The following is a 22,974-nucleotide window of genomic DNA, read 5'->3' as shown; positions in this document are numbered from 1 at the left end:
GCATGCCGCGCAACCCTTCTGGAGCGACTGTCGCTGATGCAACCCCAAGCTTTCTACCGCGCGGTCGCGGACGATTTTAGCGCCGTCGACGGCATCATCAAGCAGCAGCTGACGTCTAAAGTGCCGCTGGTCTCCAAAATTGGTGACTATATTACGTCGGCGGGCGGTAAACGCCTGCGTCCTTTATTAGTGCTGCTGTGTGGCAAGGCCCTGGGCCGCGAAGGCGATGACCTGCGCCTGCTGGCCGCCACCATCGAGTTCCTGCACACCGCGACCCTGCTGCATGACGACGTGGTCGACATGTCCGGCATGCGCCGTGGCCGCGAGACCGCCAATGCGATGTGGGGCAATGCCCCGAGCGTGCTGGTGGGCGACTTCCTGTACTCGCGCTCGTTCGAAATGATGGTCGAGCTGGGCTCGATGCCGGTGATGAAGATTCTTTCCCAGGCCACGCGCATCATCGCTGAAGGCGAAGTGCTGCAGCTGTCCAAGGTTCGCGACGCCAGCACCACCGAAGAAACCTATATGGAAGTGATTCGCGGCAAGACCGCGATGCTCTTCGAAGCCTCCACACACAGTGCCGCCGCGCTCTGTGGCGCGACCGCCGAGCAGGCCGAAGCCCTGCGTACCTTCGGTGATCACCTGGGCGTGGCGTTCCAACTGGTGGACGACCTCCTCGACTACCGTGGCGATGCAGAAACCCTGGGCAAGAACGTCGGCGACGACCTGGCCGAAGGCAAACCGACCTTGCCGCTGATCTACACCATGCGCGAAGGCACGCCGGAACAGGCGGCACTCGTGCGCAAGGCGATCCAGAAAGGCGGGATCGAAGACCTGGAGGCCATCCGCGCTGCCGTGGAAGCTTCCGGTTCCCTGGAGTACACCGCGCAACTGGCGCGTGACTACGTAGCCCGTGCGATCCAGTGCCTGCAAGCCCTTCCGGCCAGCGAGTACCGGGATGCCCTGGTTGAGCTGAGTGAGTTTGCGGTCGCCCGTACTCACTAAGCCCTCCCACATTTGGATTTCATACAGCCTGCAACATCACAAAACCCTATATAATGTGCGACTTTTAGTCATCCCTGAATCTCAAGGAGCTTTAGTGAGCACGTTGCCACCCTGCCCGAAATGCAATTCCGAATACACCTATGAAGACGGCGCCCAGCTGATCTGCCCGGAATGCGCCCATGAGTGGTCCGCCAATGGCGAGGCCGAAGCAGCCGGCGATGAAACCGTGAAGAAAGACTCTGTGGGCAACGTCCTGCAGGACGGCGACACCATCACCGTGATCAAAGACCTCAAGGTCAAGGGTACGTCCCTGGTCGTGAAGGTCGGCACCAAGGTCAAGAACATCCGCCTGTGCGATGGCGACCACGATATCGATTGCAAGATCGACGGTATCGGCCCGATGAAACTCAAGTCCGAGTTCGTGCGCAAAGTCTGAACCTGCTGCATCCATCCCGCGCCCGCGCGGGATGGCGTTTTGCCCTCCCTGTTGACCCCTCGCAATATCCACACAGAAAAACCAGGAAACTGCCAATAGGCACTTGCTATTCTACGAATAAGAATTATTCTCATTGAAACCCATCAAGGAGATGTACCCATGACTTATTTGATAGATGCCTGGCTCGACCGCCCACACCCTTACCTGCGCATCCTTCATCGGGAAACCGGCGAAGTCTGTGCGGTGCTGGAAGAAGAAGCGCTGAATGAATTGCAGGATCAGGGTGACCTGGACGTCAACGGCCTGAGTTCGAGTGAACCAGGAGTGCTCAAGGAAGTGGTGCGTAATCTGTTTCTGTTCTGCTATGCCCGAGCGTTGCGCCCGGCGACGGAGCTCAATGGCAAATTTCATCCATGAGGAAACCAGCAAAACACTGTAGGAGCGAGCTTGCTCGCGAAGACCGCATAAACAACGCGCTCATCCAGGATGCCCGCGTCATCGTTGACGTTTTTCGCGAGCAAGCTCGCTCCTACAGGTAATCAAAAGCAGGTCTTACAGAACGTCGAGCAGTTCGACGTCGAATACCAGCACGCTGTGCGGCGGAATGCTGCCAACGCCTTGAGCGCCGTAAGCCAATTCGCTCGGCACGTACAGGCGCCATTTGCTGCCGGCATTCATCAGTTGCAGGGCTTCGGTCCAGCCGGCGATCACGCCGCCTACCGGGAATTCTGCAGGCTGGCCACGCTCGTAGGAGCTGTCGAACACCGTGCCGTCGATCAAGGTGCCGTGGTAGTGAGTACGAACCTGGTCTTCACGGGTCGGCTTGGCGCCGTCACCGGCGGTCAGCACTTCAAATTGCAGGCCGGAAGCCAGGGTGGTGATGCCATCACGCTTGGCGTTTTCAGCCAGGAACGCCAGGCCAGCGCCTGCGGCGGCTTCAGCCTTGGCAGCAGCCTCGGCTTGCATGATTTCGCGGATGACCTTGAAGCTGGCGGCCATTTGCTCCTGGTCAACACGGCTTGGTTTGCCGGCGAATGCATCGGTCAGGCCAGCCAGGATCGCGTCCAGGCTCACACCCGGTGGTGGGTTGTCGCGCAGTTGGTCGCCCAACTGACGGCCGATACCGTAGCTGACGCGGGTTTCGTCGGTGGACAGATTAACTTCGGACATGAAGAGGCTCCGCTGTAGGGCAGCACTGGAAACAGTGATGTGCGCGCCGCCCTGAACTAAAAGGGCCAGCAGACTAGCACACAAGACCCGCTCGTGATGAGCCCTGCACGGCAGAGCGGCACCGGGATCGCGACGCTTCGTCGCACGCACGATAAAAGCGCTTCAGATTCAAACCCTTTCGCCGATACAGGCCTACACACCTTGGCTGGCTCAAACAACAACACCGTCCAGCAGACAAAAAATCACCTTCGCGGAGCATTCGATGAACAGCTGGTTCGGTAACATCAGCGTCAACCTCAAACTGGGCCTGGGCTTTGGCCTGGTACTGGTCCTCACCTCAATCCTGGCCTTCACCGGCTGGACCAGCCTCGGCAGCCTGATCGACCGTAGTAACTGGATGAGCGATATCACCCAGCTCAACGCGTCGCTGACCAAACTGCGCATCGTGCGCCTGCAATACATGCTCGCTAACGGCGACGAAGCCGTGGCGCAGAACGTGCAGACCAGCCTGGACACCTTCGCTGCCCAGCAACAGAAACTCCTGGACAGCTTCAAGAGCCCGGAAAACGTCAAGCTGCTCAACGAGCAGAAAGCCATCATCACGGCTTATCAGCAATCCCTGAACAAAATGCGTGAGGCTTACCGTAACGGTAATACCTCTCGCCAAATGATGGGCGACAAGGCCGATATCGCCAACGCCCAAATCGACGCGCTGGAAGCCAGTGTGAAGCAAATGCCCGACAGCGCGGAGCACCTTGCACAGTTCCAGGCCGTGGCCGACGCCAAGATGCAGTTCCAGTTGGCCCGCTATGAAGTACGTGGCTACACCGGCAACGTCAACCCGGATACCGAAGCCCGCGCTGCCGCACAAATCGAAAAAGCCATCAGTGGCTTGAAAGACCTCAGCGCCGCCTTCGGCGCCAGCCAGCAAAGCGCACTGACCTCTTTGGAAACCGCCCTTGGCGCCTATCGCAGCGCCGTGCAGAACTACAAGGCCGCCAACGCCAACATTGTCGCCGCCCGTGCTGAAATGACCACCCAGGGTGCCGACATCGTCACCATCAGTGACAAGCTCTACGACATCCAGTTGAACCGCCGTGACGCCGAAAGTGCACAAGCCCGTAGCCTGCAATTGATCAGCACCTTGCTTGCACTGCTGGTCGGCATCATTGCTGCCTGGGTGATCACCCGCCAGATCACCCGCCCGATCCAGGAAACCCTGGCCGTGGTTGAGCGCATCGCCTCCGGCGACCTGAGCCACAATATCCAGGTCACCCGTCGCGATGAGCTGGGCGTACTGCAACAAGGCATCCAGCGCATGGGCACCACCTTGCGTGAACTGATCAGCGGGATTCGCGACGGCGTGACCCAGATCGCCAGCGCCGCCGAAGAACTGTCGGCCGTCACCGAGCAGACCAGCGCCGGTGTGAACAGCCAGAAGATCGAGACCGATCAGGTCGCCACGGCAATGCACGAAATGACCGCCACCGTGCAGGAAGTCGCACGCAACGCCGAGCAAGCTTCTCTGGCCGCCGCCGACGCTGACGGCCAGGCCCGCGCAGGCGATAAAGTGGTGGCCGAGGCCATCGCCCAGATCGAACGCCTGGCCGCCGAAGTGGAACGTTCCACCGATGCCATGGCGCACCTGCAACAAGAGAGCAACAAGATCGGCAGCGTGATGGACGTGATCAAGGCTGTGGCCGAACAGACCAACTTGCTGGCCCTCAACGCAGCGATCGAAGCGGCGCGTGCCGGTGAAGCCGGTCGCGGCTTTGCCGTGGTCGCCGACGAAGTGCGCGGCCTGGCCCAGCGCACGCAGAAATCCACCGAGGAAATCGAAGGCCTGGTCGCCGGTTTGCAGAACGGCACCCAGCAAGTCGCCAACGTGATGAACAACAGCCGCAGCCTCACCGACAGCAGTGTCGAACTGACGCGCAAGGCCGGTGTGTCACTGGAAAACATTACCCGCACGGTGTCGAACATCCAGTCGATGAACCAGCAGATCGCCGCCGCTGCCGAACAACAAAGCGCCGTGGCCGAAGAGATCAGCCGCAGCATCGTGAATGTGCGTGACGTGTCCGAGCAGACCGCCACCGCGAGCGATGAGACGGCAAAATCGAGCGTGGAACTGGCACGTTTGGGTAGCCAGTTGCAGCAGATGGTCAGTCACTTCCGGGTGTAAGAAACCAAAAAGCCGCCTCGGCATATACCGAGGCGGCTCCACTTCTCAGACGTTAGCGGTCATCGAAGCTGTCCCGCAGGAACTTCCATACGTGATAAGCACGTAGGCAGTTCACTACGAGGTTCCATGTACGTCGTGCAAACTTAGACATACTCAGCCCTCCGTAAGTTGGGCCTTACCTCCAGCACACTTACCGGAACATGTGGGCCTTAGGATGCTGGTCATAGCTTCCGATGAGGCGGCCGGGCTTTGGTTCCTCCCGCATAAATCCGGCACGGATTACTAGCCCGTGGCGTTCGGTCCATAATTCCGCGCGCATACCCAGCCACCTACAAACGACATACTTGGAACGGGGGTGATACTAACCAACATCTTCATCGAAGGTGTGACGGGCGATGAGAAAACCCTCCGCAGAGCTCCGCTAATTTATTGCCAATTCTTGCCACCGTTTTTTTTAAACATTCAGTGAAATGCGTGAAAATCGTCGGCCTTGGCCAGTCCTTGCGGGGCGCGACAATCGGCAGTAGTATTCTTCTCGCTGGTCATAGCTTCCGCTGAATATGCAACCCCAGCTACTAACCGGGATTGCAATAAAAAACCGCCCTACTAAGGCGGTTTTTTATTGTCTGCGATTTGCCTCTCAGCCCTCACCTTCCTCAACAAACACCACCCGATTCCCAAACGGATCCTTGATGCTCATCTCCCGCGATCCCCAAGGCGTTTCCTCAACCCCAGGCTTGGCGTAACGGTAATCCTTGCCTGCCAACTGCTGCTGGTACGTGTCCACCCCTTGCGCCTGAATCCGCACCGCCGCGCCCGGCGAAGCATCGCCATGATGCTCGGATAAATGCAGCACGCACTCCCCCAACGACACCTGCAGATACAGCGGGAAATTCACCTCGAAGCGATGCTGCCAATCGACCTTGAACCCCAGGAAGTCGACGTAGAACTCCAAGGCCTTGGCCTCATCGAAAATCCGCAGGATGGGGGTAACTTTTCCTAAGTGCATGGCAACCGCTCCGTGTATGAAAGCGCCCACTATAGAGTCGAAAACCCATCACGCAAATCCCCACTGCGCGCCAGGAATCGCCCCGATCGCTGACCGTTCGCCCGACCATCGCTGTAGCTCAATACGCCGTTGACCCACACGCCATCAATGCCTTGCGCTGCACGCTGAGGTTCATTGAAGTCCGCCACATCCCGTACCCGCAACGGGTCGAACAACACAAGGTCGGCCCAGTGCCCTTCACGAATTTCACCACGCTCGGATAACCCAAAACGCGCTGCCGACAAGCCGGTCATCTTGTGCACGGCGGTATGCAACGGGAACAACCCGACATCCCGGCTGAAATGCCCCAGCACCCGTGGAAACGCCCCCCACAAGCGTGGGTGTGGAAACGGATCTTCAGGCAACCCATCAGACCCCACCATCGACAATGGATGCGCAAGGATGCGTCGCACATCCGCTTCATCCATCCCGTAGTACACCGCCCCCGCAGGCTGCAGACGACGGGCGGCGTCCATCAGGGAGACGTCCCATTCGCCGGCAATGTCCTGCAAGTCGCGCCCACCCACTTCCGGGTGCGGCGTCGACCAGGTAATCGTGATGCGAAACGCGTCGGTCACCTGCTTGAGGTCCAGGGTCGAGGAACTGGCCGCATAGGGATAACAATCACACCCCACCGGATGGGTTTTAGCCGCTGATTCCAACGCTGCCAAAAGCTGCGGACTACGCCCCCAGTTCCCCGCTCCCGCACATTTGAGGTGGGAAATGATCACCGGTACCTGTGCGTGCCGGCCAATCAGAAAAGCCTCGTCCATCGCCTCCAGCACCGGTTCGAATTCGCTGCGCAAATGGGTGGTGTACACCGCACCGAAGGACGTGAGTTCTTCACTCAGTTGCAGCACTTCATCGGTCTCGGCACTGAACGCGCTGGCGTAGGCCAGGCCTGTGGATAAACCGAGGGCGCCGGCCTCGAGACTCTCGTGCAACTGCACGCGCATGGCGGCGATTTCATCCGGTGTGGCAGTGCGATGCAGGTCGTCCATGTGGTTACTGCGCAGCGCCGTGTGACCGATCAATGCCGCAACGTTGACCGCTGGATGAGCGCTTTCAACGGCGCTGCGATAGTCGCTGAAACGGGGATAAACAAACGCTGCAGCGCTGCCCAACAAGTTCATCGGGTCCGGCGGATCGCTGCGCAAACTCACCGGTGAGGCGCTGATGCCACAGTTGCCGACAATCACCGTGGTCACGCCCTGGCTGAGCTTGGGCAGCATCTGTGGCTGGCGGATGACCACCGTGTCGTCATGGGTGTGGACATCGATAAAGCCCGGCGCCAGCACACGGCCAGTCGCATCGATTTCATGCGCGGCCACCGCCGTCGATAAGTCGCCAATGGTCTCGATGCGCCCGTCACGCAGCCCCACATCGGCGACAAACCCTTCGGTGTTGCTGCCATCGATGATCAGCGCCTGGCGAATCAGCGTGTCGTACGTCATATCAATCTCCAAGCGGCAGGCTGTCAGGGCCGCCGCGATAATCGTCGAGGGCCAGCTTGATCCGGCGCAAACGTTCCTGGTTGTCGTCGGGCAGGGCCAGCGCCAGCTCGGTGGCGAGCAGGTCGATGGCCAGCAGCATGCCGTAGCGCGCCGCCGTGGGTTTGTAGATAAAACTGGTTTCGGCCGGTTGCAGCGGCAGCAGCACATCCGCCAACTGCGCCAGGGGCGAGTCGGCCAGGGTGATGGCGACGATGCGCGCGTCGTAGTTGCGCGCCAGCGCCACCACATCAAGCAACTCGGGGGTGAGGCCGGTGAGCGAGCAGACGATCAGCGCGTGTTCCGGCCCCAGGGTTGCCGCCGTGACACGCATCATCACCGGGTCGTGGCTGGCGGCAATCGGGTAGCCCAGGCGAACCAGGCGCACCTGCAATTCATCGCTGCACAAACTCGACGGCCCGCCCATGCCGAACGCGTGGATCATCCGCGCCTTCCCCAGCAGGTTGACCGCATCGACAAAACTCGCCTGGTTGAAACCCGACAAATGCTGGCGCAGCGTCGCCTCGATATCGCCAAGAATCTGCCGATGAAACGCCGACTGCTCAGGCAACCCCGCCGGGTCCAGGAAGCGGCTGCCGACGCCGCTGGCCTGGGCCAGTTGCAGGCGCAGATCGCGCAAGTCCCGGCAACCGACACTGCGGGCAAACCGCGATAAGGTCGCGGTACTGACCTCGGCCCGTTGGGACAGCTCTTCCAGGCTGGCCGAGGCGGCAAAGCCCACATCCTCCAGCATCAGCCTGGCGATACGCCCTTCGCCGGCGCTGAAGGAATCCTGGCGGGCGCGGATCTGGTAGAGGATGTCCATGGAGGCTCCGGGTTACAAAATGCAGGACAGACCGTAAGTCAGACCGAAGGCAACCACAGAGATCAGGGTCTCCAATACGGTCCAGGTCTTGAAGGTCTGGATCACCGTCATATTGAAGTATTCCTTGATCAGCCAGAAGCCGCCGTCGTTAACGTGGGAAAAGATCACCGAACCCGCGCCAGTAGCCAACACCAGCAATTCCGGGTGTGGATAACCCAGGCCCAGGGCGACCGGGGCTACCACGCCCGAAGCCGTAGTCATGGCTACCGTGGCTGAGCCCGTCGCAATCCGCATCAACGCCGCGAACAGCCAGCCCATCACCAGCGGCGACAAGTGGAAGGCATGGGCTAGGCCGAGGATCTCATGAGTGACGCCTGCATCCACGAGGATCCGGTTCAGGCCACCGCCTGCGCCCACCAGCAAGGTGATACTCGCGGTCGGCGCCAGGCATTCATTGGTGAACCTGAGGATCGACTCGCGGTTGAAGCCCTGCGCCAGGCCCAGGGTCCAGAAACTCACCAGGGTCGCCACCAGCAGCGCGATCACCGAGTTGCCGATAAACAGCAGGAACTGGTTGAAGCCCGTACCCGGGGTGGAAATCACGTTGGCCCAACCGCCGATCATCATCAGCACCACCGGCAACAGGATGGTGCCCATGGTCAGTGCAAAGCTCGGCAAACGCTCACGGGGTTCGCGCTCGATGAACTGGCGTTCCAGCGGGTTTTCCGCCGGCAGGTGAATACGCGGCACGATGAATTTGGCGTACACCGGGCCGGCGATGATCGCCGTCGGGATACCGATGAGGATCGCATAGAGCACGGTCTGCCCCACCGACGCGTTATACGCCAGCACGGCCATCATCGCCGCCGGGTGCGGCGGCACCAGCGCATGCACCACCGACAGGCCGGCGACCATCGGCAGGCCGACCATCAGGATCGACACCCCCACGCGCCGCGCCACGGTAAAGGCGATTGGCACCAGCAGCACAAAGCCCACTTCGAAAAACAGCGGCAGCCCCACCAGGAAGGCGATGCACACCATGGCCCAATGGGCATTACGTTCACCGAAACGGTTGATCAGGGTGCGCGCCACCTGCTCGGCACCACCGGACTCGGCCATCATCTTGCCGAGCATGGTGCCCAGCGCCACGACCAGGGCGATATGCCCCAGGGTTTTGCCGACGCCCGCCTCGTAGGAGCCCATGATGGTGTCCGCCGGCATCCCGGCCATCAGCGCCAGGCCGATGGACACCAGGGTGATGACGATAAACGGGTTGAGCCGGTAACGTGCGATCAGCACGATCAAAGCAATGATGGCGATGGCAGCGTATGCCAACAGCCCGAAGCCCGGTGATGCGGCCATGCGGTACTCCTCGGAAAGGGTCACGTCGAATTGGTTGTGAAACTCATAAATCATTACCGAGGAGCATTTTCAAATTTTATGAAAGTAACTTTCGCCCACAGATAAGCGCTGTCGCGTTGGGGTATGCCCAAGGGCCGCGCATGAAAATTCGGGGGGTGTTCTTACATGAAGTTCAGAGAAGGCTGGAAACTCAACGAAGAGGCTTGAGTCATAGAATGCACATCCACCGATGCCAGGAAAATCGAGCATGATTCGCACCACACTCGCCGCCGGCGCCCTGCTTCTCGCCGTGTGCGGCACTGCCGCCGCTGCCGACAACCCGGCGCTGAAAAAATGCATGGACGGCGCCAATACCACTGCCGACATGGTCAGCTGCAACGTCAAGGAAACCAAGGTGCAAGACACGCGCCTGAACAAAGCCTACAAAACCGCCCTCGCCGCCCAGGAAGGCAACCGCAGGCAGCAACTGCAGGACCTGCAGCGCCTGTGGATCAAGTACCGTGACGCCAATTGTGCCTTCGTCGGCTCGGCTACCGGCGGCACCATCGACCAGGTCAACGGCACCGGCTGCGTGCTGGACATGACCCAGACCCGCGCCCAGGAACTGGAAGACCTGGTCGGGCCGTAATGCAAGGCTGCATCGCCCTCTGTAGGAGCGAGCTTGCTCGCGAAGATCGCCAACGACAACGCGGGCTTTCTGGATGCCCGCGGCGCTCTCTGGTTTTTCGCGAGCAAGCTCGCTCCTACAGGGGTATGTGATCAGTCGTGGTGAACCTTGGCACGCTTGAGCAGCTTCTTGCAGCGTTCGGACAAATGCAGCACGCGCAAATGCTTGCCGGCCTTGCTGTAGCGCTCGCGCAGGGTCATCAGTGCGGCAATCGCCGAGTAGTCGACAAAGCTCAGGTGACGACAATCCAGCGTCACCTGGGCGGGGTCGTTGGCCGGGTCGAACTGGTTCAGGAACGGCGTCGTCGAGGCAAAGAACAGCGTACCGTGCAGGCGATAGAGCTTGCTGCCATCCGCTTCCAGATGCTCATCGGCGTACAGCTCACGGGCCTGTTGCCAGGCAAAGTTCAGTGCTGCGATCACGATGCCGCACAGCACGGCGGTGGCCAGGTCGGTGAACACCGTGATCACTGTTACCGCGATAATCACCAGCACATCATTGAGCGGCACCTTGTTGATCACCCGCAGGGACGCCCAGGCGAAGGTCTGCTGGGACACCACGAACATCACCCCCACCAGCGCCGCCAGCGGGATCCGCTCGATCAGCGGTGACAGAAACAAAATAAACAGCAGGATCATCACCCCGGCGAACACCCCGGAGAAACGTCCACGCCCGCCAGAGCTGAGGTTGATCACGGTTTGCCCGATCATCGCGCAACCGCCCATCCCGCCGAACAGGCCCGAGAGCATATTCGCCGCGCCCAGGGCCACGCTTTCGCGGTCGGGGTAGCCACGGGTCTCGGTGATTTCGTCGGTGAGGTTCAGGGTCAGCAGGGTTTCCAGCAGGCCGACCATGGCCATCAGGAACGCATAGGGGGCGATGATGCCGAGGGTTTCCAGGGTCCAGGGGATCTGCGGCAGCGCGAAGCTCGGCAGGCCGCCGGCGATGTGGGCCATGTCGCCGAGGGTACGGGTCGGCAGGCCGAGCAGGTACACGGCCAGGCCCACGCCAAGGATCGCCACCAGGGCCGGCGGCACCGCACGGGTGATGCGCGGCAGCAGGTAGACGATGGCCATGGTCACCAGCACCAGGCCCGTCATCACGTACAACGGCGTACCGCTGAGCCAGCGTTCACCGTTCTTGAAATGTTCCAACTGGGCCAGGGCAATGATGATCGCCAGGCCGTTGACGAACCCCAGCATCACCGGGTGCGGCACCATGCGCACCAGCTTGCCCAGGCGCAACAGGCCGAACGCGACCATGATCAGCCCGCCCAGCAGTACCGTAGCCAGCAGGTATTCCACGCCGTGCTGCACCACCAGCGCGACGATCACCACCGCCATCGAGCCTGCCGCCCCGGACACCATGCCGGGCCGGCCGCCGAACAACGCCGTGAGGGTGCAGATGATAAAGGCGCCGTACAGCCCCATCAGCGGGTTGAGGTGAGCCACCAGGGCAAAGGCGATGCATTCGGGCAGCAGCGCAAAGGACGTGGTGAGGCCGGCCAGGGCATCGGCGCGCAGACGAGTGAGGTTCATGAGGTACCAAAAAGTATAAGTCAGTAAAAACTTCAGCCATCAATGATGACAAACGCGATCCTGACTGATCGCCTTTTTTGAAGGGTGTGAAAATCGCGGGAATCTTAACAGCCGACGAAGACTACACAGCTCTGACATCCTGATCAAAGACATCGGCCTGGGTGCAAAGCTGACATACCCGCTTCCATCTACTCTGGACTAAAGGGGCTCTCAATATGTAGTCAGCTCGCTTGTTGATCCGGGACGCCTTGGACAACTGAGCCAATACCGTTTTCATATTAAAATTGCATTCGATATCTGTAAGCGCAGTTGCAGTCGCCGGGAGGATGGCGGCCGCCAACCAAGACTCAATAGCCTTGGAGGGAATACAAATCACTGTCTTGCTTGTGGGAACAGGATTGCCTAGCCAGGACAGCAGGACGGTACGCAAAGCGGTAACCGAATCCTGTGCAACAGGACACGGCATCTGACACAGCAACGCGCCCCAACTGTGTTGCTGAGCAAGCTCTTCAAGCCTGGCATGCGCATACGTCATGCCAGCCACATCAGCGTCCAAATGAATGATGTAAAAGTCATACAAAAAAAGTGTTGGATCATCATGCAATACGCCCTCACCGCGCTCGACACTTTGATGACACCACTTGGCAACACCACCCCAGCCCTCACCCAGTTCACGTGAAGATGCTTCTGGTTGTATCAGTTTGAGAACAAACGGCTCTAATAAAATCGCCTTAAGAGCAGCCTCCACCACCACCAGGTCGGTTTTTCCTTCGGCGATCAACGCGATGCGCAAGTCAGACATTGGGCAGCGCCCCTAGGTGCCCCATCATCCATAGCCGGGACAGCGGATATTCTTTATTCATTTTCAGTAGCTTTTCGGTTGGCTCTATCCGAATAACACTGGTATGGCCTTCACTATTGCGATCAACCGCAAATAAACGAATTTCATCATCCGAAAGGTCAAGTCCATCAAGTACGGCAGGGTTATGAGTTGTAAACAGTAGCTGTCTGCGGGCATCGTTTTTCTTCAACCAATAAGACAGTTTTTCAGTCAGCCGCATGGCAAGACGCGGGTTCAAGGCTTGATCCAGATTGTCAATCGCAAGCACCATCGGCGCGGCAGGAGATAAACATAGAATTGCACTGAACAATACGTACAAAGCGCCCTCACTGGCGTCGTATGCCGTGAGAGAGTTGCGCCCACTTTTCATATATCGATCAGTAAGCTTTAGAACGCTTTGGCCAGTACGGGATACCGAGGGTGACAATAAAGAATTTGCCGTTGATACGGCGTCAATATCGATAACCCAGTCGATTAACTCCAGTACGGAGTCCATCAATTGCGGATCAGCGTCCAAAGCACTCTTGAGTTCAGCAAATGCGTCAGCCAGCCGCCCGCCCGACAACCCCAGCGGTGAACGCGTTTGCGGGTCAGCCACCATTGCCCGTAGGGTGGGTGTATTCGGGCTATAAATCGCGTAGTCCTGCAACTGCTGCATCAATTTGGCAGCCGGGTTATCCGGTGAAAGATCCACCAACTTAAGTGCCGCCAATCCAGCAGTAGGTTTCAAATTTTTCAAACTTCTGACACCGGCAGTCAGAATCTCAGTATTCGAATCTCGTAGATACTCTGTCTTGAACTCCCAAGCCGGCTCAGGCTTATCAATAGGGTTCAAAATTGAAGTTCGATATTCCTCACTTTGAGCACCTATGGCACTCAATCGAATTTCTGGCGGCGTTCTTCCGCCGGTGAACGACGTTTTGTAAAGTCTCGGCAAACCAGGTCTGACGCCACGTCGCAGAAGAGACTCCGAATCAACTACGCCGTTTGCTGCTGCGCCCAAAACACCAATGGCCTCCAAGATATTACTTTTACCGACACCGTTGGCGCCGATAAAGCAATTAACTCGTCCTAACTCTAGCGTCAACTCTGGAATAGACTTGAAGCCTTTAATCACTATGGTTTTTATCATTCGAGACTCCAAGTCTTTCATCGCCAAAAACCGCAGGCGGGCATAAGCCTGATAACAGAATCCTTGCATTCTCTAGGCTGGAAGCCTTTCACGCAATCCATGTACACGTTCATTCAGTCCATAAACACAAACGGCCGCCCAATGGCGACCGCTTAAGCTGCATACCCTCCGTGTCCCACCTCTGTTAAACCATCTCGTGGCGAATCCACTCGACTACGGACGTACGCTTCGGCGCCCAGCCCAGCAACTCGCGGGCATGCCTGCCGCGCACGCGGCTGTTGGAGCCCAGGCCATAGTTGGCCATTTCATAGCCCCACTCGGCCTCAGCCTCGGCCAACGGCCAATCCTGCGGCCGGCCCAGGTTCAGGGCTTGGGCAATCGCCGTGGTCATGTCGATAAACGAGGCCTCGCCGCTTTCCACAAAGTAGAACGTACCCGGCACGTTGCGGGTCAGTGCCAGCAGGTACAGCGCCACCACGTCTTCAATGTGCACGTTGGACCAGATGTTCTGCCCGGTGCCGACATGGCGCACCACACCGCTCTTGCGTGCCTGCTTGAGCAAGCGCGGCAGTTGCACGCTGTCGCGCTTCACACCGAGGCTGTGGCCGTAGATCAGGGTGTTGCAGATTACCGCTGAGTTCACGCCGTCTTTTGCGGCCGCCAGGATCAGGTTGTCGATGGCCACGCGGGCAGCCTTGTCGACGGTCGGTTCCGGCAGGCTGTCTTCGAAATAGATGACACCGCTGGACTTACCGCCCGACGCATCCCCCACGATGCTCGAACCGCTGGTGTGCAGGAATGGCTTGTCCGAACCTTTCAGTGCGGCCAGCAGGGTTTCCACCGCAGCACGATGGTCGCTGCTCGCGGCATTGATCACTGCATCGGCTTTGTGCGCTTGCTCGGTCAACACAGCAGCATCGTCGAGGGTGCCGATCACCGGGTTGATGCCCAGGGCGGTCATTTCAGCCGCTTGCTCGGCGCTACGTACCAGGCCGGTGACCGTGTGACCGGCCTTGACCAGGCCGGTGGCGATGGAACCGCCGATAAAACCGGCTGCGCCGGTAATGAATACGTGCATGGAGAGTGCTCCTGACGGGGTAAGTGATGGGTCCATTGTTACGGACTCATCCCTGACGAATAAGCCCGCACCGCCCAATTCACTCTTGCGTGAGGGTCACGAATCAGCAGGAATACCGCGCCAGCTTGGCCTGGATAAAGTCCAGGAAGCACTGGATGCGCAGCGCCAATTGCGAGTTGCGGTAGAACACCGCGTGGATCGGTTGGCGATACCCGCTGTTGAACGCCTCCAGCACCGGCACCAGGCGCCCGGCATTGATGTCTTCGACGGTCATGAAGTTCGACAGGCAACAAATGCCCTGCCCTTCCAACGCCAACTGGCGCAGGGTTTCACCACTGGACGCGGCCACGCTGGGCTCGATCAGCCAGCGGTCACCTTCCACATGGCGCAGCGGCCAGTGGTTGAGGGTTTCGGTCTGGGTAAAGCCCAGCAGGGTGTGGTCAGCCAACTCGGCGACCGTCGTCGGCGTGCCGTACTGTTTGAGGTAATCAGGGCTGGCGAGGATATGCAGCGGCGTACAGCCCAGGGATCGCGCATGCAGGGTTGAGTCGGCCAGGGCACCGATGCGAATCGCAATATCGGTGCTCTGTTCCAGCAGGTCGATGATCAGGTCATCGCTGTTCAACTCCAGCTGGATCTGCGGGTACAAACGGCGGAATTCGGCGATGTAGGGCACGATCCCATGCAGCATGAACGGCACGGCGGCATTGATGCGCAGGCGCCCGGCGGGGTTCTTCTGACGTGACGACAGACGCTCTTCCAGCTCGTCCATCTGCGCCAGGATGAGCTTGGCCTGCTCGAAGAAGTACTTGCCCTCCTCGGTCAGGTCCATGCGCCGCGTGGTGCGGTTGATCAGCGTGGTCTCAAGCTTGGCTTCCAGGCGCGACAGGGTGCGACTGACCGCCGATGGCGTCTGCCCGACCTGCTCCGCGGCGGCGGAAATCGAGCCGCACTCAATCACGCTGACGAAGATCTGTAGCTCATCGGATCGGGCTTTCACGGGCGGTCCTCGTTATCGGTGTACCGCAGCTTACACCGAGAGGTTGAACACCCGCGCCAGATGCTGTTCGTAGCGCGCCACATCCACCTCGATGGCCGGGCGTTTCATCACGTCCACGCACAGGAAGGTCGGCAGGCCGGTCATGCCGAGGAACTCGTTGGCTTTGTGGAACGGGAAGTACACCGCATCCACGCCCTTGGCTTCGAAGAAATCGGTCGGATCGTCGAAGGCTTGCTGCGGTGCATTCCAGGTCAGTGACAGCATGTAGTGCTTGCCCTGGACCAGGCCACCGCTGCCGTATTTCTGTGAGGCGTCGGAACGGGTGCGGCCATCGCTGGCGTACAGGCTGCCGTGGCCTTCGGTGAAGACTTCGTCGATGTACTTCTTGACGATCCATGGCGCGCCCATCCACCAGCCGGGCATCTGGTAGATGATCACGTCGGCCCAGAGGAATTTGGCGACTTCTTCGGCCACGTCGTAGCCTTCGTCGATATGGGTGACCTTGACGTCGATACCGCCTCGGTCCAATACCGCCAAGGCGGTGTCATGCAGGGTGGTGTTGTAGCGGCCATCGGAGTGGGCGAACTTTTTACCGCCGTTGAGCAGGAGTACTTTTTTCATGGGAAGCATCCAGAAGGTTGAAAATGTCTGGACGCAGCCTATCCACCTCGGCCCTTCGGAATAAGCCGCCACCGGGCAAAATACCTTTGACCACAAGGCACGAATGGATCACTAATTGTTAACCGCCGATCAGCAAATGCCCGCCCAGCAGTGCCATGCCGATAAAAAATACCCGCTTGAACAGCACCGCACTGATGCGCTGGCGCAGCACTTGGCCCAGCCACATGCCCAGCAGCGCCGGCACCAAGGCCAGCAACGAGGCGTTGATTGCGCCAGCGCCCAAGGTGCCGTGCCAGGCCAGACCGGCGGCCAAGGCCAGGGTCGATACCGTGAACGACAGCCCCAACGCCTGCACCAGTTGATCGCGATTCAAACCCAGTGCCTGCAGGTACGGTACGGCAGGAATCACAAACACACCGGTGGCCGAGGTGATGAGGCCGGTGATCAGCCCGCACACCGGGCCCAGCCAACGCTCGGTCCGGGCCTTGACCTTGAACGTGGGCAGGAACAGTCCGCTCAGTGCATACGCCAGCAACGCCGCGCCCAGTGCGCGCACCACCCATTGCCCGCCGTCCATCCCCAGCGACACCGTGCCCAGCCCAGTGCCGAGGAAAATCAGCAGCAACATCGGCCACAGCCGCCGGAGCAACGCACTCAGGTGCCCGCCGAATGCCAATTGCCACAGGTTGGTGACGGTCGAAGGGATGATCAGTAATGCCGCAGCCTGCGCCGGTAACATAGCCAGGCCGAGCATGCCCATGGCGACAGTGGGCAGGCCCAGGCCGATGATACCCTTGACCGTACCGGCCAGCAGGAAGGTGCCGATCACCAGCAAGGTAAGGGCGGGGCCGAGGTTCTGGTAAAACGCGAGGAAGGTATTCATGGGCAGAGTGTGCGACTTTTCGATGCGCTCTAAAATTCGCCATATACTGAGGCAGCCTCTTGTTTTGCGTGAGCCTGAGGCCCGTCTACTCCCTCGAGCCATCAGCCATGCACTTTGACCTGATCGACCTGCGCCTCTACCTGCACACCCTCGACACCGGCAACATCACCGCCGGCGCGGCCCGCAGCCATTTATCCCTGGCCGCCGCCAGTGCCCGCATCCGGGCGATGGAGGCGTCGTTGGGCATCGAGTTTCTCCAGCGTGGACGTCGCGGCGTCACCCCCACACCGGCAGGCAAGGCCCTGGCCCGTCACGCCCGCCTGTTGTTGCAACAGGCCGAGCACCTGCAACAGGACCTGGCGGAATATGCCAAGGGCGTCAAAGGCCAGGTGCGCCTGCTGTGCAACACCACTGCGCTCAGCGAATACCTGCCGGAACTGCTCGCGGACTTTCTGCGCGAACACCCCAACCTCGATATCGACCTGCAGGAATTGCCCAGCCTGCGCATCACCCAGGCCTTGCGCCAGGGCACGGCGGAGCTGGGGATCATCTCCGACGCCGTGGACACCCATGGCTTGCAGACTTTGCCCTTTCGCGACGACCCGCTGGCGCTGATCATGCCGCACGACCATCCCCTGGCGGGCGGCACGGTGAGCTTTGTCGACAGCCTGCAATACGACTACGTGGGTCTGGCCGCCGCCAGCGCCCTCGCGGTGTATCTGGAAGAACAGGCACTGCACGCGGGCTTTCGTGTGCAGACGCGCATCCGCGCCGAGGGTTTTGACGGGCTGATTCGCATGGTGGCCCGCGGCGCCGGCCTGGGCATCGTGCCCCAGGCGGCGCTGGCGCGCTGGCCAGCGCCGCGCCGCTTCATCGCCCAACCGTTGCAGGAAGAGTGGGCTTGCCGCGCGTTGCTGTTATGCGCGCGTTCGTTCGAACAATTGCCGGGTTACGCCAAGACCTTGTTCGATGCCTTGGCCCTGCCCTTGCGGAAAAACCCGTAATACACCGCGGACAGAATCAGCAGGAACGGCACGCCAAACACCAGGGTCATCTTGAACGCTTCGGTGAAGTACGTGGTGATCATCACCGCGCCCATCAGCATCAGCCCCAATAACGTGCTGTAGGGAAACAGGCGCAACTGGAACGACAGCTTCGCGCCGCCATGGCGCTTGCGATAGCGCCGGAAGAACAGGTGCGTGAGGAAGATCATGAACCAGGTGAAGATCGCGCCAAACATCGAGATCGCCATCATCAGGGTGAACGAACTTTCCGGGTACACCAGGTTCAACAGCGTCGCCAGGGCGATGCCCGAGCTGGACAACAGCAAGGCATTCAGCGGAATGCCGCTCTTGCTCAACGCCCCCATGGACCTGGGCGCAAAGCCGGCGCGGGACAGGCTGAACATCATGCGCGTGGTGATGTAGAGCTGGCTGTTCATCGCCGACAAGGCCGCAATCAGGATCACGAAATTCATCACCCCAGTGGCGCCGGGAATGCCGATGGTCTGCATCACCGTGACGAACGGGCTCTGGGCCTGGCCGGCCTGGTTCCATGGCACGATGGCGAGCATCAGCGCCAGGGTCAGCAGGTAAAACACCACCAGCCGCACGATGGTCGCGCGAAAGGCTTTCTTCACGGCCTGCTCCGGGTCCGCCGCCTCACCGGCAGCCACGGCAATCATCTCGACGCTCAGGTAGCTGAAGATCGACACGATCACGGCGATCCACATGCCGCTCAAGCCATGGGGGAAAAACCCGTCGTGGGCCGTGTAGTTCTGCACCCCGTATTGCGGGTTGCCGGAGCCGAATACCACGTACACCGCGAGGATGATGAAGCCGACGATGGCGCTGATCTTGATCGTCGAAAACCAGTACTCGAAGTTGCCGAAAGTCTTGACGCTGATGGCGTTGAGCAGGATCAGCACGCTGGAAAACGACACGATCCACACCCATTCCGGCACGTGGGCGAACCAGTACTTCATGTACATCGCCACCGCCGTGACCTCGGCCCCCACCGCCAGCACAATCGCCGCCCAGTAGGCATAACGCACCAGGAACCCGGCCAGCGGGCTGATGTAGAACTCGGCATAGGCGCCGAAAGAGCCCGAGGTGGAATGGGCCACCGTCATCTCGGCCAGGCAGCCCATCAGCAGCAAGGTGATCAACGCGCCGATCGCGTAGCTCACCAGCACGCTGGGCCCGGCGTAGCCGATGGCATAGGCGCTGCCCATGAACAGCCCGGTGCCGATGGCGCCACCGATGGCGATCATGCTCATCTGGCCGGAAGTGAGCTGGCGCCTCAGGCCCAGTTCGCGGTGGGTGATCTCGGCAAAGCCGTTGTCGGGTGTGCTCACGTGGTGTGCCCCTTTATTATTGTGGTTGCACTATTTGGATATTGACGCAAATCCCCTGTTGGAGGGGCAAGTCGAATCGTCGCACCGCCCCTCCCACATTTTGATCTGCATTATCTTCAGGTGACGCTGTGGCGGACCTTGAATTGCGGCTGGTCCCAGGTGCCGTTGTCGAGAATCTCACCGAGGATTTCCACCGCATCCCACACCTCGGTAAAACTCGTGTACAGCGGCGTAAACCCAAAACGCATGATGCGCGGCTCGCGGTAATCACCGATCACGCCACGTGCGATCAGGGCCTGGATCACCGCATATCCCTCCGGGTGTTCGAAGCTCACATGGCTGCCACGCCAAGCGTGTTCACGGGGAGTGATCAGCACAAGGTTGTGGGCGGCGCAGCGGCTTTCGACCAACTCGATAAACAGGTCGGTCAGCGCCAGGGATTTGCTGCGCAGGCGGGCCATGTCGGTCTGTTCGAAAATCTCCAGGCCGCATTCCACCATCGCCAGCGACGTGATCGGCTGGGTGCCGCACAGGTAGCGGGCGATGCCGGCGCTCGGCGCATAGCTGGATTCCATGGCGAACTGCCGGGTATGCCCGAACCAGCCCGACAGCGGCTGGTGCACCAGGTCTACCAACGCCGGGTTGACCCACACGAACGCCTGGGAGCCGGGGCCGCCGTTGAGGTATTTGTAAGTGCAGCCAATCGCATAGTCAGCACCGGCCCCGTGCAGGTCGATGGGCACTGCGCCCGCCGAATGCGCCAGGTCCCAGATGCTCAGCGCGCCGCATTCATGGCTCAAGGCGGTGAGCGCCTGCATGTCGTACATGTAGCCGGTCTTGTAGTTGACGTGGGTGAGCATCACCACCGCCACGTCGCCGTCGATGGCCCGGGGCAGTTCATCCGGGCTGTTGACCAGGCGCAGGGAATAGCCCTGTTGCAGCAACTCGGCGAGGCCCTGGGCGATGTACAAATCGGTGGGGAAGTTGCTCGCTTCGCTGACGATCACCTTGCGCGCCGGCTCACGTTGGCGCTGCACGCTCAAGGCGGCGCTGAGCACCTTGAACAGGTTGATCGAGGTAGTGTCGGTGATCACCACCTCACCGTCCCGCGCACCGATCAGCGGCGCCAGGCGGTTGCCCAGGCGCTGGGACAAGTCGGCCCAGCCGGCGCTGTTCCAACTGCGGATCAAGCCATTGCCCCACTCTTGCGCGATGACCGCCTGCGCCCGCGCCAACGCCGCCACCGGACGCGCACCGAGGGAGTTGCCGTCCAAGTAGATAACGTCCTGCGGCAAGGCGAACTGCTGACGTAGCGGCGCCAGCGGGTCCTGGGTGTCGAGGGCTTGGCAATGGCTGCGAGGGGTCATGGGTTGTCCTGGTTTTTGTCAGTGAGGATGCAGCAAATAATGAACGAAGATTTAGAGAATTTTCGTGCAAAGTGGTGGGTAACAGGCTAATTAAGCTGTAGGAAATTCGAATTTAACCCCTAAATACGCGGATTTATTCTAACCATGATCCTTGACGCCACCGACCTGCGCCTCCTGCATTTCCTGCAACAGGATGGCCGTATCAGCAACCAGGAACTGGCGGAAAAAGTCGCGTTGTCGCCCTCTGCCTGCCTGCGTCGTCTACGCCTGCTGGAGAGCGAAGGGATTATCAGCGGCTACCGTGCAGTGTTAAATGCCGAGCAGTTGGGGATTGAACTGGAGGCCATCGTCCACCTGTCATTGCGCCAGGATGTGGAGGATTGGCATGAGACGTTTATCAAGAAGGTGCAAGGCTGGCCGGAAGTGGCCAGCGCCTACGTGATCACCGGCGCCAGCAACTATGTGCTGCGGGTGCAGGCACGCAACCTCAAGCACTTTTCGGACTTTATCGTGAACCACCTGAACCGCACGGCGGGGGTGATGGATATCCGCTCGGAGATTGTGTTGCAGAAGATCAAGGATCGGGATGAGGTGCTTGATCTGGTCGTTCGCAAATAGTCAGCCACGACACCGATCAAATGTGGGAGGGGCGGTGCGACGACTCGACTTGCCCCCTCCCACATTTTTGACCGTGTTGATCAATCCTCCAACGCGCGAACCCGCTGCATGCGTTTTTGCTCTACCGGCGCTGCGGCGGTCTGCAACTCAAAGTCAAAATCAATCTGTGCAAACCGCCCCTCCACGCCAAACTCCCGCGCCAGTTGCTGATCGTCACTGAAGCGAATCTCGGCAATCAATTCGTCCCGCGTCGCGTAGGCAAAATCATCGTGCAGGTACGGGTCATCCGACAGGTTGATCTGGGTGGTCAGGTGCCGATACCCCGGCGCCGAGATGAAGAAGTGGATATGCGCCGGGCGCTGCCCGTGACGCCCCAGTTGATCGAGCAACTGCTGGGTCGGCCCGGTCGGCGGGCAGCCGTAGCCCGACGGCACGATGCTGCGAAAGCGGTAGTTGCCCTGGGCGTCGGTCTCGATACGGCGGCGCAGGTTGAATTCGGATTGCGTCGGGTCGAACCACGAATACGTACCGCCGGTATTGGCCTGCCACACATCGACAATCGCCCCCGCCAACGGCTTGCCGTCGGTGTCGCGCACCTGCCCGCGCATAAACAGCGGCACAGCGTCGTCCTTGCCATCGTCCAGCCGCGCCTCGTACTTCGACAGCGGCGCGCCGGCCACATACAGCGGACCTTCGATGGTGCGCGGGGTACCACCGGACTTGCCGGCTTCCTCGTCGGCGGCGTCCATCAGCATATCCAGGTAATGCTCCAGGCCGAGCCCGGCGGCGAGCAGTCCGGCCTCCTGGTGCTTGCCCAGTTCGTTGAGGTAGTTGACCGCCTTCCAGAACTCTTCCGGGGTCACGTCCAGGTCTTCGATGATGTTTACCGTATCGCGCAGGATCCGGTAGATCAGCGCCTTGGTGCGCGGGTTGCCGCCGTCAGTGAGGTTGCCGCTGGCTTCTTCGAGAAACCGTTGGGCCTGGGCAGTCTGGGACAGTCGGATGGACATGGTGCGTTCCTCATCTTGTAGTTATCAGGGTGAAAACCGGCCTAGCGGTCGTCTTCATGGATCGACGAAGGGTGCCGGCACAAGGCATTCACTTCGATGGCCATGTAGGGGTAAAGCGGCAGTTGCATCAGCAGGTCATGCAGTTCTTGCACGCTGTCGACGTCGAACACGCTGTAGTTGGCGTAGAGCCCGGCGATGCGCCATAAGTGGCGCCATTTGCCCTGGTGCTGCAGACGCTGGGCAAAGGCCTTTTCGTCGGCCTTGAGGCTGGCGGCGCGCTCGGGGTGCATGTCGACGGGCAGGTTCACGGTCATTTTTACGTGGAACAACATGGGCGGCGCCTC

At 60.1% G+C, this 22,974-nt stretch carries 23 protein-coding genes and 1 pseudogene; 8 read left to right on the top strand and 16 right to left on the bottom strand.

The window, feature by feature from the left end:
* The first annotated feature begins 36 nt into the window (after positions 1-36).
* The 3 genes from BFQ01_RS15745 to BFQ01_RS15735 all read left to right on the top strand — a co-directional run bounded on the left by BFQ01_RS15745 (position 37) and on the right by BFQ01_RS15735 (position 1,858).
* Positions 37-1,005: a polyprenyl synthetase family protein gene (locus BFQ01_RS15745; protein WP_027607652.1), complete on the top strand. Its 969-nt coding sequence runs from the start codon at positions 37-39 to the stop codon at positions 1,003-1,005.
* A gap of 94 nt (positions 1,006-1,099) precedes the next feature.
* A complete protein-coding gene (locus tag BFQ01_RS15740) occupies positions 1,100-1,441 on the top strand; it encodes a zinc ribbon domain-containing protein YjdM (RefSeq protein ID WP_017254008.1) in 342 nt (113 codons plus the stop codon).
* Between the two features lie 159 nt (positions 1,442-1,600).
* Positions 1,601-1,858 carry a PA4570 family protein gene (locus BFQ01_RS15735; protein WP_003194088.1) on the top strand — a complete coding sequence of 86 codons (258 nt, stop codon included), beginning with the start codon at positions 1,601-1,603 and terminating at the stop codon, positions 1,856-1,858.
* Between the two features lie 135 nt (positions 1,859-1,993).
* Here the strand turns inward: BFQ01_RS15735 and BFQ01_RS15730 are convergent, their stop codons facing one another.
* Positions 1,994-2,611, bottom strand: a complete 618-nt coding sequence (locus BFQ01_RS15730) for an FKBP-type peptidyl-prolyl cis-trans isomerase (protein WP_003176055.1) — start codon at positions 2,609-2,611, stop codon at positions 1,994-1,996.
* A 262-nt stretch (positions 2,612-2,873) separates the two neighbouring features.
* On the opposite strand from BFQ01_RS15730, the pseudogene BFQ01_RS33370 reads away from it, so the two are divergent.
* Both BFQ01_RS33370 and BFQ01_RS33365 read left to right on the top strand, forming a co-directional pair.
* Positions 2,874-3,890, top strand: a pseudogene (locus BFQ01_RS33370) (methyl-accepting chemotaxis protein); the annotation flags it as partial.
* A 39-nt stretch (positions 3,891-3,929) separates the two neighbouring features.
* The gene (locus BFQ01_RS33365; RefSeq protein ID WP_370671263.1) at positions 3,930-4,793 is read left to right on the top strand and encodes a methyl-accepting chemotaxis protein; all 864 of its coding nucleotides are present in this window, start codon (positions 3,930-3,932) and stop codon (positions 4,791-4,793) included.
* A 640-nt stretch (positions 4,794-5,433) separates the two neighbouring features.
* Here the strand turns inward: BFQ01_RS33365 and BFQ01_RS15720 are convergent.
* The 4 genes from BFQ01_RS15720 to BFQ01_RS15705 are packed head-to-tail and all read right to left on the bottom strand — an operon-like array spanning position 5,434 to position 9,519.
* Complete coding sequence (locus BFQ01_RS15720; protein ID WP_065925969.1) at positions 5,434-5,802, bottom strand: glyoxalase superfamily protein; 369 nt, start codon at positions 5,800-5,802, stop codon at positions 5,434-5,436.
* Positions 5,803-5,831: 29 nt separating this feature from the next.
* Positions 5,832-7,295 (bottom strand): N-acyl-D-amino-acid deacylase family protein, encoded by a 1,464-nt coding sequence (locus BFQ01_RS15715; RefSeq protein ID WP_065925968.1) that lies wholly within the window; start codon positions 7,293-7,295, stop codon positions 5,832-5,834.
* 1 nt (position 7,296) lies between these two features.
* A complete protein-coding gene (locus BFQ01_RS15710) occupies positions 7,297-8,157 on the bottom strand; it encodes a MurR/RpiR family transcriptional regulator (protein ID WP_065925967.1) in 861 nt (286 codons plus the stop codon).
* A 12-nt stretch (positions 8,158-8,169) separates the two neighbouring features.
* Positions 8,170-9,519, bottom strand: a complete 1,350-nt coding sequence (locus tag BFQ01_RS15705; protein ID WP_235865606.1) for a GntT/GntP/DsdX family permease — start codon at positions 9,517-9,519, stop codon at positions 8,170-8,172.
* Positions 9,520-9,766: 247 nt separating this feature from the next.
* Between BFQ01_RS15705 and BFQ01_RS15700 the strand changes: the two genes are divergently transcribed.
* On the top strand, positions 9,767-10,147 hold the full coding sequence (locus tag BFQ01_RS15700; protein WP_065925965.1) for a lysozyme inhibitor LprI family protein: 381 nt from the start codon (positions 9,767-9,769) through the stop codon (positions 10,145-10,147).
* A gap of 131 nt (positions 10,148-10,278) precedes the next feature.
* Here the strand turns inward: BFQ01_RS15700 and BFQ01_RS15695 are convergent, their stop codons facing one another.
* From BFQ01_RS15695 to BFQ01_RS15665, 7 genes are all read right to left on the bottom strand, one after another.
* Positions 10,279-11,724 carry a SulP family inorganic anion transporter gene (locus BFQ01_RS15695; protein ID WP_065925964.1) on the bottom strand — a complete coding sequence of 482 codons (1,446 nt, stop codon included), beginning with the start codon at positions 11,722-11,724 and terminating at the stop codon, positions 10,279-10,281.
* Positions 11,725-11,845: 121 nt separating this feature from the next.
* Entirely contained in the window at positions 11,846-12,526 is a 681-nt protein-coding gene (locus tag BFQ01_RS15690) for a hypothetical protein (RefSeq protein WP_065925963.1), read from the bottom strand.
* On the bottom strand, positions 12,519-13,697 hold the full coding sequence (locus BFQ01_RS15685; RefSeq protein WP_065926022.1) for an AAA family ATPase: 1,179 nt from the start codon (positions 13,695-13,697) through the stop codon (positions 12,519-12,521). Before BFQ01_RS15685 ends, BFQ01_RS15690 begins: the two co-directional genes overlap by 8 nt.
* 184 nt (positions 13,698-13,881) lie before the next feature.
* Positions 13,882-14,775: an NAD-dependent epimerase/dehydratase family protein gene (locus BFQ01_RS15680; RefSeq protein ID WP_065925962.1), complete on the bottom strand. Its 894-nt coding sequence runs from the start codon at positions 14,773-14,775 to the stop codon at positions 13,882-13,884.
* Between the two features lie 103 nt (positions 14,776-14,878).
* Entirely contained in the window at positions 14,879-15,775 is an 897-nt protein-coding gene (locus tag BFQ01_RS15675) for a LysR family transcriptional regulator (protein WP_065925961.1), read from the bottom strand.
* A 30-nt stretch (positions 15,776-15,805) separates the two neighbouring features.
* Positions 15,806-16,396 carry an NAD(P)H-dependent oxidoreductase gene (locus BFQ01_RS15670; RefSeq protein ID WP_065925960.1) on the bottom strand — a complete coding sequence of 197 codons (591 nt, stop codon included), beginning with the start codon at positions 16,394-16,396 and terminating at the stop codon, positions 15,806-15,808.
* Positions 16,397-16,514: 118 nt separating this feature from the next.
* Positions 16,515-17,279, bottom strand: a complete 765-nt coding sequence (locus BFQ01_RS15665; RefSeq protein ID WP_065925959.1) for a sulfite exporter TauE/SafE family protein — start codon at positions 17,277-17,279, stop codon at positions 16,515-16,517.
* A gap of 107 nt (positions 17,280-17,386) precedes the next feature.
* Between BFQ01_RS15665 and BFQ01_RS15660 the strand changes: the two genes are divergently transcribed.
* The gene (locus BFQ01_RS15660) at positions 17,387-18,283 is read left to right on the top strand and encodes a LysR substrate-binding domain-containing protein (RefSeq protein WP_065925958.1); all 897 of its coding nucleotides are present in this window, start codon (positions 17,387-17,389) and stop codon (positions 18,281-18,283) included.
* Here BFQ01_RS15660 and BFQ01_RS15655 read toward each other — a convergent pair.
* Both BFQ01_RS15655 and kynU read right to left on the bottom strand, forming a co-directional pair.
* A complete protein-coding gene (locus BFQ01_RS15655; protein ID WP_065925957.1) occupies positions 18,229-19,635 on the bottom strand; it encodes an amino acid permease in 1,407 nt (468 codons plus the stop codon). The genes BFQ01_RS15660 and BFQ01_RS15655 overlap by 55 nt on opposite strands.
* Positions 19,636-19,751: 116 nt before the next feature.
* Complete coding sequence (kynU, locus tag BFQ01_RS15650; protein WP_065925956.1) at positions 19,752-21,002, bottom strand: kynureninase; 1,251 nt, start codon at positions 21,000-21,002, stop codon at positions 19,752-19,754.
* Positions 21,003-21,146: 144 nt separating this feature from the next.
* Between kynU and BFQ01_RS15645 the strand changes: the two genes are divergently transcribed.
* The gene (locus BFQ01_RS15645) at positions 21,147-21,620 is read left to right on the top strand and encodes an Lrp/AsnC family transcriptional regulator (RefSeq protein ID WP_003176072.1); all 474 of its coding nucleotides are present in this window, start codon (positions 21,147-21,149) and stop codon (positions 21,618-21,620) included.
* Positions 21,621-21,700: 80 nt separating this feature from the next.
* Here the strand turns inward: BFQ01_RS15645 and catA are convergent, their stop codons facing one another.
* Positions 21,701-22,630, bottom strand: a complete 930-nt coding sequence (gene catA / locus BFQ01_RS15640; RefSeq protein WP_065925955.1) for a catechol 1,2-dioxygenase — start codon at positions 22,628-22,630, stop codon at positions 21,701-21,703.
* A 41-nt stretch (positions 22,631-22,671) separates the two neighbouring features.
* Positions 22,672-22,962 carry a muconolactone Delta-isomerase gene (gene catC / locus BFQ01_RS15635; RefSeq protein ID WP_027607668.1) on the bottom strand — a complete coding sequence of 97 codons (291 nt, stop codon included), beginning with the start codon at positions 22,960-22,962 and terminating at the stop codon, positions 22,672-22,674.
* Positions 22,963-22,974: the final 12 nt, after the last annotated feature.

It is taken from the genome of Pseudomonas sp. 8 R 14, from assembly GCF_900005955.1.
In the GTDB taxonomy this organism is placed as follows: Bacteria; Pseudomonadota; Gammaproteobacteria; order Pseudomonadales; family Pseudomonadaceae; genus Aquipseudomonas; species Aquipseudomonas marginalis.
This window is presented reverse-complemented; position numbering and strand designations above follow the sequence as displayed.